Source organism: Serratia sp. NPDC087055 (assembly GCF_044900985.1).
Classification (GTDB): Bacteria; Pseudomonadota; Gammaproteobacteria; order Enterobacterales; family Enterobacteriaceae; genus Serratia.
Map to the genome: position 1 here is coordinate 138,094 of NZ_JBJDOG010000006.1, position 14,428 is coordinate 152,521.

A 14,428-nucleotide genomic window follows, 5' to 3' on the forward strand; every position below is an offset into this window, starting at 1 on the left:
CCCCAGATACTTACTTTAGTCAGTCACTGGGGTGTCAAATCTGTCGGGAACAGATTTGAACGCTGCTTGCAGCGGCCCCTTAAGGGGTGTGGCCCACGGATGGGCCACGTAACTGAGTGCAGGTAACACGGCTGTGGTTTGAAAGGCGACGGGCAGTCACGAACTTGGGATCGAAAAGCTATGACTTCACCGATTAGTTACACCTCACCCACGGTCAGTGTTGAAGCGCTGAAACACTCCATCGCTTATAAGTTGATGTTTATTGTCGGCAAGGACCCGGCTATCGCCAACCAGCATGATTGGCTGAACGCCGTGCTGTTCGCGGTGCGCGACCGCATGGTGGAACGTTGGTTACGCTCTAACCGTGCACAACTTTCACAGGATGTGCGTCAGGTGTATTACCTGTCGATGGAATTTCTGATTGGCCGCACGTTGTCCAATGCCCTGCTGTCGATGGGAATTTATCAGGATATCGACGATGCACTCAATGAGATGGGGCTGAGTCTGAGTGACTTGCTGGAGGAAGAGAACGATCCGGGTCTGGGCAACGGTGGGCTGGGGCGTCTGGCCGCGTGTTTTCTTGATTCGCTGGCAACGTTGGCATTGCCGGGGCGTGGCTACGGCATTCGCTATGAATATGGGATGTTCAAACAAAATATCGTCAATGGCCAGCAAATGGAATCGCCAGACTATTGGCTGGAATACGGTAATCCATGGGAATTCCCACGCCATAATACCCGTTATAAGGTGCGTTTTGGCGGTCGGATCCAACAAGAGGGTGCCAAGGCGCGGTGGGTGGAAACCGAAGAGATCATTGCTACCGCTTACGATCAGGTAATCCCCGGTTTTGATACCGATGCTACCAACACCCTGCGGCTGTGGAGTGCGCAGGCCAGTAATGAAATCAACCTGGGCAAATTTAATCAGGGCGATTACTTTGCGGCGGTGGAGGATAAAAACCACTCGGAAAACGTATCACGCGTACTGTACCCGGACGACTCAACCTCTTCCGGGCGCGAGCTTCGCCTGCGACAGGAGTATTTCCTGGTGTCGGCCACGGTGCAGGATATTCTCAACCGCCACTGGTTGATGCACAAAACCTTCGATAACCTGGTCGATAAGATTGCCATTCACCTGAATGACACTCACCCGGTGTTGTCTATCCCGGAACTGATGCACCGGTTAATCGACGAGCATAAATTTAGCTGGCTTGATGCCTGGGCGGTGGTGGAGCAGGTATTCTCCTATACCAACCACACGCTGATGAGCGAAGCGCTGGAAACCTGGCCGCTGGATATGATCGGCCGGATTTTGCCGCGTCACCTGCAGCTGATTTTCGAGATCAACGATCACTTCCTTAAACACGTGCAGGAGGTGATACCGGACGACAATGAATTACTGGCACGCGTGTCGATCATTGATGAAACCAATGGCCGCCGGGTGCGCATGGCCTGGCTGGCGGTGGTGGCCAGCCATAAGGTTAACGGTGTGTCCGCGCTGCATTCCGAACTGATGGTGCAGTCACTGTTTGCCGACTTCGCCCGTATCTTCCCCGATCGCTTCTGCAATAAAACCAATGGGGTAACGCCACGCCGTTGGCTTGGGTTGGCTAACCCGCCGCTGTCCGCCGTGCTGGATGACAGCATTGGCCAGACCTGGCGCACCGATCTCAGCCAGCTGAGTGAGATCAAGGCGAATGTTGATTACCCGAGCTTCTTGCAGGCGGTGCAGGCTGCCAAGCGAAAGAACAAGGAGCGACTGGCGACTTACATCGCCAAAACGCTGAATGTGGTGGTCAACCCAGATGCGTTATTCGATGTACAGATTAAGCGTATTCACGAATACAAACGGCAACTGCTCAACGTGTTGCATGTGATCACGCTGTATAACCGGCTGCTGGAGGATCCGGAAACTGAACGGGTACCGAGGGTAGTGATCTTTGCCGGTAAGGCGGCGTCGGCTTATTACGCCGCCAAACAGATCATCCGCCTGATCAACGACGTGGCCAAGGTGATCAACAACGATCCGCGGGTGCATACCCAACTGAAAGTGGTGTTTATCCCGAATTACGGTGTCAGTTTGGCGCAGATGATCATTCCGGCGGCGGATCTTTCTGAACAGATCTCGCTGGCGGGCACCGAGGCGTCAGGCACCAGTAATATGAAGTTCGCTCTCAATGGTGCGCTGACCATAGGTACGCTGGACGGTGCCAATGTCGAGATGCTGGAGCACGTGGGTGAGGAGAATATCTTTATCTTCGGCAACACCGCCGAGCAGGTCGATGAGCTGCGACGCAACGGTTACAACCCGCATCTTTATTATGAGCAGGATCCCGAGTTGCATCAGGCGTTGACCCAGATTGCCACCGGGGCTTTCAGCCCGGAAGAGCCAAAGCGCTACAGTAATCTGTTTGATTCGCTGGTGAACCTGGGCGATCACTACCAACTGCTGGCCGATTATCGCAGCTATGTCGATACGCAGGATAAGGTGGATGAGGTGTATCGCAATCAGGATGACTGGACGCGGCGAGCGATATTGAATATTGCCAATATGGGCTACTTCTCGTCCGACCGTACCATTCAGGAATACGCAGACGAAATCTGGAACATCAAACCCATCAAGCTGTAATGCAAAAGGGCCGGATATCCGGCCCTTTTTACGTTTAGCGATTTACGATGCCAGAGACAGCGTTTTCGCTTTCGCGTGTTCCGCCAGCCAGGTTTTGACCCGTGCCTGCTGTGCTTCATCCAACCACATACCTAATTTGGTACGACGCCAGATAGCATCTTCCAATTCCACCACCCACTCTTTGTCGATCAGGTAGCGCAGTTCAGCTTCGTACAAGCCGTGGCCGAATTCTTCCCCCAGATCGCTGAGGCTTTTGGCATCGGCCAAAATCAGCTCGCTGTGGCTGCCGTAGGTGCGTGCATAGCGGCGAGCCAATGACTCAGGTAACCAGCTGTGTTCACGACGCAGTTTCGCCGCGTAGCTGTCGCGATCGCCACCGATGTCGCCACCTGGCAGTGAACCGTTTTTGGTCCATGCCGGGCCGCAGCCAGGGTAGTAGTGTGCCAGTTTTTCCATCGCATGCTCTGCCAGCTTGCGGTAGGTCGTCAGCTTGCCACCGAACACGGACAGCAGTGGGGCTTTACCTTGTTCGTCATGCACGTCCAGCGTGTAGTCACGGGTAACGGCCTGTGGCGAGTCTGACTCGTCATCACACAGCGGGCGCACGCCGGAGTAGGTCCAGACAATATCGTCACGGCCCAACTGCTTCTTAAAGTGGTCGTTATACACTTTCAGCAGATAGTTGATTTCGTTATCGTCGATCTTCACGTCTTTTGGATCGCCATGATATTCCACGTCAGTGGTACCGATGATGGAGAACTCATCGTTCCATGGGATGACAAAGACGATACGGTGGTCTTCGTTCTGCAGAATATAGGACTGCGGCTGGTCATGCACACGCGGTACCACGATGTGACTGCCTTTGATCAAGCGGATACCGTAAGGGGATTTCAGCTTCAGGCCATCATCGAAGAAGTGTTTCACCCATGGGCCAGTGGCATTCACCAGGCCCTTGGCACGCCAGGTGAAGGTTTTACCGCTGTCGACGTCAACCGCTTCCACCATCCACAGCCCGTTTTCACGCCATGCGCGGGTCACCTTGGTACGGGTACGGACTTCACCGCCACGTTTTTCGACTTCCTGGGCGTTGAGTACCACCAGGCGAGCATCGTCGACCCAGCAGTCAGAATATTCGAAACCGCGCTTCAATTCTGGCTTCAGCACCGATTCTGGTCCAAAGCGCAACCCCTTGCTGCCTGGCAGGCTGGTGCGTTTACCCAGGTGATCGTACAGGAACAGACCGATGCGGATCATCCAGGCTGGACGCAGGTGAGGCTGATGCGGCAGGCGGAAGCGCATTGGGAAGGCAATATGTGGTGCCAGTTTTAACAGCACTTCACGTTCGGCCAGCGCCTCGCTCACCAGACGGAATTCGTAATGCTCCAGGTAGCGCAGGCCACCGTGGATCAGTTTGGAACTGGCGGAAGACGTAGCACAGGCCAAGTCTTGCGCTTCCAGCAGCAGAACGGACAGGCCGCGCCCGGCAGCATCCGCCGCGATGCCGGCACCGTTGATGCCGCCACCGATAACGATCAAGTCTTTGGTTTCCACGTCAACTTCCTCCAGATGTTCGAAATAGCTCTTTCATGTTCGTTTTCGCTCATGATTGTAATCAAAAACCAACAAACAAGCCAAGACTTAACCAAACAAAAACATTTAGGCGTGATAGAGGTAACAGTTTGATGATGGTAGTTATACAAAGTGAAGGGGTATTTTTCGTTCTGGAACTGCAGGGTTCAGCAGGCTGAACCCTGTCTATAACGGCAGGTCTGGCGGGGCGGAGTGGGGTTAAATGAACGGTAAAAGACTCAGCACAACTCCAGCTGCACATCGTACTGTTCGATGATTTTCATCACGCTTGGCGGCGGCAGTTGATCGGTAAACAGGTAGTCGATCAGGTTCATATTGCCGAGGTTAACCATGGCATTACGGCCGAATTTGGAGTGGTCGGTCACCAGCATGACGCAGCGCGAGTTTTCGATAATTGCGCGTTTGGTGCGCACTTCGTGATAGTCGAATTCAAGCAGTGAGCCATCCATATCGATGCCGCTGATGCCCAGAATGCCGTAATCGAGACGGAATTGAGAGATAAAATCCAGCGTGGCTTCGCCCATGATGCCCCCATCACGCGTACGTACTTCACCGCCAGCCAGGATCAGACGGAAATCTTCTTTGGCGGTCAGCAGGGTGGCGACGTTCAGGTTATTGGTTACCACGCGCAGGTTCTTGTGATTCATCAGCGCATGAGCCACGGCTTCCGGGGTCGTGCCGATGTCGATAAACAGCGTGGCGCCGTCAGGGATTTGACTGGCGACGCGTTGGGCGATACGCGCTTTCTGTTCCGACCACATCACCTTGCGATCGTTATAGGCGGCGTTAACTGAGCTGGAAGGCAACGCCGCACCACCGTGGTGACGCTGGATTTTGTTTTGATCGGCCAGGTCATTCAAGTCACGGCGAATCGTTTGCGGGCTGACGTCAAAATGTTCGACCAGTTCTTCCGTACTGACATAACCTTGCAGGCGCACCAGCTCGATAATTGCGTCATGACGCTGTGTTTGCTTCACGGTAATCCCCTAAAACGCCCGGCTTGTACCTGGCTGTTATTGTTCGTTGTGCGCGCGATGACGCGTGTCCCAAAATGCCATCAATAACCCTAACACTAAACCGGCAACGTGTGCCGCGTTAGCGATCGACATTCCTAAAATATCGAAATACCCGGCCACCAGCCACAGAACGGAAAACACCATCAGGCCGCGCGGCAGCATCAGGCCACGTTCCGGTGCCCGCTCCCCGCTGAGCCAGCAGTAACCCATCAACGCGTAGACCACGCCGGACAGGCCACCGAACAGGGCTCCGCTGAACAGCGACTGCGCCCAGCCGCTGAAGAAGGCCGAAACCACCGCCAGTACGAACAGTTTGCCGGCACCGAGACGTTTTTCCATCGGACCACCGAGATACCACCACCACATCAGGTTAAAGGTAATATGCAGCAGTGAGAAATGCAGGAAGGCGTGGCTGACCCAGCGCCACAATTGCAGGTATTGGCTGCTGTCTTGTGGCCAGGACAGCCAGTACATCACGGTGTCGTCACCCAGTATTTGCATCAGGATATACACCGCAATGCACAGCACCATCACACTCAACGTCAGTGGCCCGGCTTTGCTGTACAGCGTTTGCAGATAGGAATAGCCCTGATAGTGGAGTTCGGCGTTGGTACTTCCGGCCTGCCAACTGGCCGCCCGATAGCGACTATTGAGCGGATCGACCAGGAACTGCTGGAGTTCGTGCTGTACTTGCTCCAGATGGCTGTCGTCAGCCAGCCAGATTTCTGCCGCTTCGTCAGTATTGTGCACCCTAAGCTCAATGTGTTGTGTCGCCATGTAATCGACAAAGGCCTGCGCCAGGCGGGGATTGGAGACGGCGATAACTCGAACCATAGGTATTCCGTTTAATGAGATGATTTTAGCCGTCGGTTTACCCCGGCGGCGTTGACGGCTGATTATACCGTCGAAATCCTGAGCACAGGCAACGGATCTGCGTAAAACCAGCAAAAACACGCACTAACGACGCGAGAAAGAACCCCGCCGACGGCGGGAAGAAATTAGGCAGAGGTTTCAACGTCCTGCGGATACTGACGAGCCCAGGCTTCAAAGCCGCCGTCGATGCTGTACACCGCATCGAACCCTTGATGCAGCAGATATTGCGCCGCGCTGCGGCTGCTGTTGCCGTGATAGCACATCACCATCACCGGACGATCGAAGTCGTTCTGCTGCATGAAGGTTTGCAGGCTGGCGTTAGTAAGGTGAAAGGCGCCTGGCGTGTGCCCGGCTTCAAAACTTTGCGGATCGCGGATGTCGACCAGGGCGGCGCTGTCATCTTTCCAACGGCTGTGCGCCTGCTCAACGTTGATCGCTTCAAACTGTTCCATGACTTCGGACTGCCTCGTAATATGAATATGCCGCCATTGTAGTCAATTTCGCGGCAATTAAGACCAGAGCATTAATGTGGTTTTTAGGCACCGTAGCCCATCATCTTCAGCAGTTGCTGCGCCTGTTGCACCGCCTCTTGACGATGGGCCACGCCCAGCTTCTGGTACAGATTGCGGATATGGGTTTTGATGGTGGTGGCCGCCACGTCCAGCTCGCCAGCGATTTGGTCGTTGCTGTAACCGGAATAAATCAGCCCCAACACCTGCCATTCACGCTGCGTCAGCGGGCTGGTGCGGATCAGTTCGGGTACCTGCGGATGGGTCAGCAGTTTATCGACGAAATTCTCGTCAAAATGCGCGAACTTATGCCGATGATGCTGGTTGATGTCGCGCAGAATACGCTGGGCGCGATGGTTTTCCAACTCCGGCAGCGTATTGAGTTGGATCAGTTGGCGTAGTTGCTGCGCCATCGCTTCGCCTTCAATGACGAAGTGGCTGATAAAGCCGGTGCGGCTGGCCAATGACAGAGCTTCCATCAGGACCTTTTGCGCGTCGCTTTTGCGCTCCATCTGCCAATAAAGCTGGTTGCTGAGCAACAGGTTACGGTTTAAATCGCTGACCAGCCGCAGGCGGCGGGCATTTTCGTTGAGTTCATCCAGCACCACTTCGGCTTCTTCATACTGACCCAGCATGATTTGCACCCGCGCGATATTACGCCACTGGCCCTGCATAAAGTGGTTATCCGCCATACCGGGTTTTTCCGTCTGGCGCAGCCATTGAGCCGCAGCGGCAGTATCGCCGGTCATCTGCCAGTGGATCACGCGTGGTTTGTCCGCGTTGGTGAGCCAGTCGCGGTGGTATTGGGTGCCGTGCAGCAGCACTTCGCACCGTTGCATATGCGCATTGGCATTATCCAGATCGCCACGCGCCAGCGAACACTTGGCCAGCATGGCGATACACTGCAACTGTTGCTGAGGCTGGTAGTTCGCCAGGATTTTTAGGCCTTCGCGAGCGGCATCTTCCGCTTCGTCCAGGCGTGCCCATGACCACAGGATCTGCGCGCGAATGCGCAACAGGAACTCATGCATCGGTAACTGTTCCAGATGCTGTTCACGTACCAGTTCAAAGGCTTTGTCCTGTGTTTCATAAGCGGCCTGCAGGAAACCTTGAGCAATCAGGATCTCGCTTTGCTGCAACAGCGCCCACAGTGCGTAGTGGTAAGCCTGATGGCGCCGAGCCATTTGTTCCGTTTGTTGCATCATCGGCAGCGCACGGGCCAACTCACCCTTGCAATGATGGACTTCGCCGGTCACCGAGGTCGCGACGATGCGGCTGTAATAGCTGGAAAGCGGCAAGAACTTCAGCGCTTCAGTGGCCAAGCGTTCGGCCTCTTCCGGCTTACCTGCGTTGATGGCGACCTGTGCACGCAGGGCGTCAAATTCGGCATGCAGGGTGCGATCGACGTCAATTTTTTGTTCGCGCATTGCTTGCTCTGCGCGTTCCAGCAGCGTGTTCACTTCGATATAGCGGTGCTGGCTTTGTGCTAACCAGGCCTGCAGCAGCGCCAGTTTAGGATTTTGGATCAAGCGCTCATAGGGCAGTGCATTCAAACACTCTTCCAACAGGGCCAATTCACTGTGGTGGAACAGTGACCATGCGTGTTGCAGCAGAATATCACGCAGCATGCTGACATCACTGGCTGCCAGTGCATGATGAATCGCCTCCGCCGGGTAGCCCAGCGCCAGCCAACCTTCGGCAGCGGCGCGGTGCAGGCCCGGTAATTCCAACGCCAGCTCCCATTGGCAGCGTTGACGCAGGAAGGTGGCGAACAAAGGGTGAAAGCAGAACCACTCACCGCTATCGTCCATGCGGTGGATAAACAGCCCCTGGCGCTCCAGCTCTTCTAACCGTTGCTGGCCGTTGTCTTCGCCGGTCAGACGCACAATCAGCGCATCATTCATCGAGCGCAGTACCGAACAACGCAGTAAGAAGGCACGCGCATCGGCATCAACGTGATCCAGGACTTCGTCCACAAGATAATCGGACAGATGGCTGGCGTTCAGCCCGGCCAGGCGTTTGGCCGATTGCTGTGCGGAAGAGGTGGATTGCCGTGCGGACAGCGCAATCAGCTGCAGCGCAGTGGCCCAGCCTTCGACCTCATCACACAGGCGGCTGCTGTCTTGCTGTTCCATGGGGGCAACCAGACGGCAGTCGAAGAACTGCTTGGCTTCATGATGGGTGAATGCCAATTGCTGCGTGCCCATCTCCAATAACTGATCGCGCACGCGCAAGTTGGCGATGCCGAGCGGTGGCAGGGTGCGCGAAAGCAGGATCAGCGTCAGGTTTTCTGGTTGATGGCGCAGGAAGAAGCGCATGGCTTCGTGGATGACGTCGTTGGTGATCAGGTGGTAGTCGTCAATCACCAGGTATAGGGGGTGATGCCAATCAGAAAGTTCAATAAACACCTGGGCGAACAGCGCTGACAAACTGGCGTACTGATGCTTTTGGCTTAGTGCCTCGCTCTTCACACAGTGGCCACCGCTGGCGTGCTGCAACGCTGCGATCAGGTAGCTGGCGAAGCGCTCGGGTTGGTTGTCGCTTTCATCCAGCGAATACCAGCCTAAATCTGACTTGCCGGCCGCCCACTGTGCGACCAGCGTCGTTTTCCCGTATCCCGCAGGGCAATTGACCAATGTCAGGCGATAGTTGGCCGTGCTGGCTAATTTGGCCAACAGGCGATCGCGGATCACGGTATTTTGCAGCCGTACCGGACGGCTCAGTTTCGATGGGATCAGCATAGTATTCCAGAGTGAAAATCGCGGTGCCCGCCGCCGAGGCTTGCCCGATGGCGTTTATGTCATCACTACGCCTGCCGGGATCTGAGGGGGTTAATTATTTTATGGCTCGTAATTAATCCCCCTCCTAAGTTCTGACAACGTTAAACGTATTGCAACAAGGTTCAGCATTGGCTTGGAGTTATATTGCTATTGATCACACTTTTTTACGTTTGCAGGCAATTCCTTGCCGAATCGCAGTGCAGTGGCGCGGTTTGGTGACGCAGGTGCAGGAAAGCATTTCCGGGTGTGTGCGACACTACAGACGCTGCAATAACTATGCTAACGTTATTGAACAAGTTTTCACCGTATTCTCAGTGCTCGTCGCGTTCGTCGGTGGGCTTTTTTGCATGATGCAAGGGAGTCAAAAAGTGCCTGAGATCACAATTTTAGCTACGCCCCAATCCTCCTCCCCAGCTAATCCTCAAGCGGGATGATGCCTTCACGCTTTCTCCCCGGCACGATAACGGTAATTTGACCCACTTACTGGATAGAGAGTTTTCCTTATGTCACAGCCTACGCTTAAAAAGGATGCTTTTCTGGCGGCACTGACCCGTCAGTGGCAACAGTTTGGCCTCAGTTCCGCACAACAGATGACCCAGCACCAATGGTGGGAAGCGGTAAGCCGCGCATTGGCCGAACAGTTGGCAGCACAACCGGCACCGCGCAAAAGCAGTAAGCCGCTACGCCATGTGAACTACATTTCGATGGAGTTTCTGATTGGCCGTTTGACGGCCAACAACCTGATTAACCTGGGCTGGTATGACACCGTCGAGCAGGCATTGGCGGAACAGGATATCAAGCTGGCAGATCTGCTGGAGCAAGAAACCGATCCGGCGTTGGGCAATGGTGGGCTGGGGCGTTTAGCGGCCTGTTTCCTGGATTCGATGGCAACGGTAGAGCAACCGGCCACCGGTTACGGGCTGAATTACCAATATGGCCTGTTCCGTCAGTCGTTCAGCGGCGGGCAGCAACAAGAAGCGCCGGATAACTGGCAACGGGAAAGTTACCCGTGGTTCCGTCACAATGCCGCGTTATCCGTCGACGTCGGCATTGGCGGCAAACTGGAGAAACTGGCCGATGGCCGCGAACTGTGGCGCCCGGCGTTTACCCTGCGCGGTGAAGCCTGGGATCTGCCGGTACTGGGCTTCCGTAATGGCGTGTCTCAGCCCCTGCGTCTGTGGCAGGCAACCCATCAGCATCCATTCGATCTCAGCGACTTCAACGACGGCAAATTCCTGCAGGCGGAGAAACAGGGTGTAGAAGCGGCCAAACTGACGAAGGTGCTGTACCCGAATGATAATCATCAGGCGGGCAAGCGTCTGCGCTTGATGCAGCAATACTTCCAATGCGCCTGTTCGGTGGCAGATATCCTGCGTAAGCACCATCTGGCGGGCCGCAAGATTGAAGACCTGCCGAAATTCGAAGTGATCCAGCTTAACGATACCCACCCAACCATCGCCATCCCGGAAATGCTGCGCATTTTGCTGGATGAGCACCAGTTGGACTGGGATGCGGCCTGGGCAATCACCAGCAAAACGTTCGCCTACACCAACCACACTCTGATGCCTGAAGCGCTGGAATGTTGGGATGAGAAATTGGTACGCAGCCTGCTGCCGCGCCATTTCTCCATCATTAAGCAGATCAACGCCAATTTCAAAAAGCTGGTGGATAAACACTGGCCGGGCGATGCCGCCGTGTGGGCCAAGCTGGCGGTACACCATGATAAACAGGTGCGTATGGCTAACCTGTGTGTCGTCAGTGGTTTTGCGGTCAATGGGGTGGCGCAGTTGCACTCTGATCTGGTGGTGAAAGATCTGTTCCCGGAATACCACCAACTGTGGCCGAACAAATTCCATAATGTCACTAACGGCATTACGCCACGCCGCTGGCTGAAGCAGTGTAACCCGGCGCTGTCAGGGCTGATTGATGAAACGCTGAAGGTGGAGTGGGCTAACGATCTCGACGCGCTGAAAGGGCTGGAGAAATACGCCGATGATGCGGCGTTCCGCCAGCGTTATCAGCAGATCAAACGTGATAACAAAGTGGTGTTGGCTAACTACGTGCACGACGTCATGGGGCTGACGCTGAACCCGGACGCCATCTTCGACGTGCAGATCAAACGCCTGCATGAATATAAACGCCAGCATCTGAACCTGCTGCACATTCTGTCGCTGTACCGTCAACTGCGTGATAACCCGCAGTTGGATATTGTGCCGCGCGTGTTCCTGTTCGGTGCCAAGGCGGCTCCGGGCTACTATTTGGCGAAGAACATCATTTACGCGATCAACCAGGCGGCGGAAAAGATCAATAACGATCCGCTGGTGAAGGATCGGCTGAAAGTGGCGTTTATTCCTGACTACCGCGTGTCTGTTGCTGAACTGATGATCCCGGCTGCGGATATCTCTGAACAGATCTCCACCGCGGGCAAGGAAGCCTCAGGCACCGGCAATATGAAGCTGGCGTTGAACGGTGCGCTGACGGTTGGCACGCTGGATGGCGCTAACGTGGAAATCGCCGAGCAAGTCGGTGAAGACAATATCTTTATCTTCGGCAATACCGTGGATCAGGTGAAGGCGCTGCTGGCGAAAGGCTATGACCCACTCAGTTACCGTAAGAAAGACAAGCATTTGAAGGCAATCCTGGACGAACTGGCGAGTGGCGCATTCAGTCATGGCGACAAGCATGCATTCGACATGATGCTGCACAGCCTGCTGGAAGGGGGGGACCCTTATCTGGTGCTGGCGGATTTTGCTTCTTACTGCAAAGCTCAACAGCAGGTAGATGAACTTTACCGTGACCGTGATGAATGGACGCGACGTACTATTCTTAACACCGCACGTGTCGGTATGTTCAGTTCGGATCGCTCGATCCGCGACTACCAGCAGCGTATCTGGCAAGCCAAGCGTTAAGGAGAGTGAATGGATCGCAAGGTCATCGATCAGGCGGCTGCTCAGGCGGGTATCGCTGCTGACTATATTAATGCTCATGGTAAACAACAGGCAATTGACGAGGACACCAAGCGTAGACTGCTAGACGCAATGGGGCGGGGTACGGCCCCGTTGGAAGCGGTAATGACGCCGCTTCCGGCGGTGAAGGTGTTCTATGAAGGAGCGCCGGTGGCGTTACCGCTCGCGGGCAGTGGCGAATATCTCTGGGCGTTACAGCGCGAGGACGGCGGTCAACAACAGGGGCGTGCCAGCGCACGCAAAACATTTACCCTGCCAGGTGAGTTACCGACGGGTTATCACCAGCTGACGCTGACACAGGGTGAACAGCAGTGGCAGTGCCGATTGATTGTGGCACCGAAACGCTGCTTTGAGCCCGATGCCTTGCTGACCGGGAAAAAACTGTGGGGGGCCTGTGTCCAGCTTTACACCTTGCGATCCGATCGTAACTGGGGCATTGGCGATTTCGGCGATTTGCGGCAGATGGTTGAGCAAGTGGGGGAGCGGGGGGGCGCTTTTGTCGGGCTGAATCCGATCCACGCGTTGTACCCTGCCAACCCCGACAGCGCCAGCCCGTACAGCCCGTCATCGCGCCGTTGGCTGAACGTGATCTATATCGATGTCAACGCGGTAGAGGATTTTCAGCGCAATGACGCCGCACAGAAATGGTGGCTGAAGCCGGCCACGCAAAAAAAGCTGGCCCAAGCGCGCAACAGCAAGCTGGTGGATTACAGTACGGTAACGCAGTTGAAGCTGGCGGCGCTGAAGTTGGCGTTCCCGCTTTTCCAGGCGCGTAAAGCCGGTGACGGACTGCTTCAGGCATTTGAACAGTTTGTTATCGAGGGGGGTGACAGCCTGTATCAGCAGGCTGCATTTGACGCGTTGCATGCCCATCTTGCCGCAGAAGACACGAGTCTGTGGGGTTGGCCTGCCTGGCCGGAACATTATCAGCAAGGGGACAGCGCGGCAGTTAAGCAGTTCTGCCAGCAACAGCAGGATCAGGTAACCTTCTACCTGTGGTTGCAGTGGCTGGCTGCCAGCCAGTTTGCGGATTGTTTTCGTCAGAGCCAGCAACAGCACATGCCGATTGGTTTGTACCGCGATTTGGCGGTCGGCGTGGCAGAAGGCGGCTCGGAAACCTGGTGTGAGCGTGAGCTGTATTGCCTGAAAGCCTCTGTCGGGGCGCCGCCGGACATTTTGGGGCCACTGGGACAAAACTGGGGCCTGCCACCGATGGACCCGCACGTAATGGCAGCGCGCGGTTACCAGCCGTTTATCGATCTGTTGCGCGCCAATATGACCAGTTGTGGTGCGTTGCGTATCGACCATGTGATGGCGCTACTGCGTCTGTGGTGGATTCCTTATGGTGAAACCGCCGTTCACGGTGCCTATGTAAAATATCCGGTGGATGATTTACTGGCGGTATTGGCGCTGGAAAGCCAGCGCCATCGCTGCATGGTGATTGGTGAGGACCTTGGCACCGTACCGGTTGAGATTGTGGGCAAGCTGCGCGACAGCGGTGTCTATTCCTATAAGGTGTTGTATTTCGAACGCGACGGTGAGAATCACTTCCGTGCGCCGCAGGCCTATCCTGTGCAGGCCATGGCGACCATCACCACGCACGATCTGCCCACGCTGCGTGGCTATTGGCAAAGTGGCGATCTGCAGCTTGGCAACTCGCTGGGGTTGTATCCAGATGCCGAGGTCTTGAAAGAGCTGTTTGCCGATCGCGAACGTGCCAAGCAAGGGTTGTTGGACGGGCTGCATCACTATGGCTGTGTACCGCTGAAGGTGGGTAAAAAGGCGGCATTGTTGAAGATGAGCCCATTACTTAACCGGGGCTTGCAGCGCTATGTTGCCGACAGCGCCAGCGCGTTATTGGGGCTTCAGCCGGAAGATTGGTTGGACATGGCTGACCCGGTCAATATTCCCGGGACCAGCGATCAATACCCTAACTGGCGGCGAAAACTGACGCACACTTTGGAGGAAATGTTTGCCGATCAGCAGGTTAACCGGCTGCTTAAGGATTTGGACAAGCGGCGGCGTAAGGTGTCGGTAGGCTAATCATGGGTCCAAGATTGCATTAA

8 protein-coding genes are annotated in these 14,428 nt (G+C 55.3%); 3 read left to right on the plus strand and 5 right to left on the minus strand.

Annotated elements, in window-relative coordinates; genetic code table 11:
- Nucleotides 1-180 precede the first annotated feature (180 nt).
- Complete coding sequence (gene glgP / locus ACI2J2_RS21550; protein WP_404760829.1) at nt 181-2,628, plus strand: glycogen phosphorylase; 2,448 nt, start codon at nt 181-183, stop codon at nt 2,626-2,628.
- A 42-nt stretch (nt 2,629-2,670) separates the two neighbouring features.
- Here the strand turns inward: glgP and glpD are convergent, their stop codons facing one another.
- The 5 genes from glpD to malT form a co-directional block, all read right to left on the minus strand.
- Nucleotides 2,671-4,179 carry a glycerol-3-phosphate dehydrogenase gene (gene glpD / locus ACI2J2_RS21555; RefSeq protein ID WP_278431632.1) on the minus strand — a complete coding sequence of 503 codons (1,509 nt, stop codon included), beginning with the start codon at nt 4,177-4,179 and terminating at the stop codon, nt 2,671-2,673.
- A gap of 257 nt (nt 4,180-4,436) precedes the next feature.
- On the minus strand, nt 4,437-5,195 hold the full coding sequence (locus ACI2J2_RS21560; RefSeq protein WP_020837378.1) for a DeoR/GlpR family transcriptional regulator: 759 nt from the start codon (nt 5,193-5,195) through the stop codon (nt 4,437-4,439).
- A gap of 36 nt (nt 5,196-5,231) precedes the next feature.
- Nucleotides 5,232-6,068 (minus strand): rhomboid family intramembrane serine protease GlpG, encoded by an 837-nt coding sequence (gene glpG / locus ACI2J2_RS21565; RefSeq protein ID WP_209639186.1) that lies wholly within the window; start codon nt 6,066-6,068, stop codon nt 5,232-5,234.
- 164 nt (nt 6,069-6,232) lie between these two features.
- A complete protein-coding gene (glpE, locus tag ACI2J2_RS21570; protein ID WP_020837374.1) occupies nt 6,233-6,559 on the minus strand; it encodes a thiosulfate sulfurtransferase GlpE in 327 nt (108 codons plus the stop codon).
- 83 nt (nt 6,560-6,642) lie between these two features.
- Nucleotides 6,643-9,357 carry an HTH-type transcriptional regulator MalT gene (gene malT, locus ACI2J2_RS21575; protein WP_404760830.1) on the minus strand — a complete coding sequence of 905 codons (2,715 nt, stop codon included), beginning with the start codon at nt 9,355-9,357 and terminating at the stop codon, nt 6,643-6,645.
- Nucleotides 9,358-9,899: 542 nt separating this feature from the next.
- On the opposite strand from malT, the gene malP reads away from it, so the two are divergent.
- Together malP and malQ are read left to right on the plus strand one after the other, a co-directional pair.
- Nucleotides 9,900-12,305, plus strand: coding sequence for a maltodextrin phosphorylase (malP, locus tag ACI2J2_RS21580; protein WP_265556043.1), 2,406 nt, complete (start codon nt 9,900-9,902; stop codon nt 12,303-12,305).
- A 9-nt stretch (nt 12,306-12,314) separates the two neighbouring features.
- Nucleotides 12,315-14,405, plus strand: a complete 2,091-nt coding sequence (gene malQ / locus ACI2J2_RS21585) for a 4-alpha-glucanotransferase (RefSeq protein WP_404760831.1) — start codon at nt 12,315-12,317, stop codon at nt 14,403-14,405.
- The last annotated feature ends 23 nt before the right edge of the window (nt 14,406-14,428 follow it).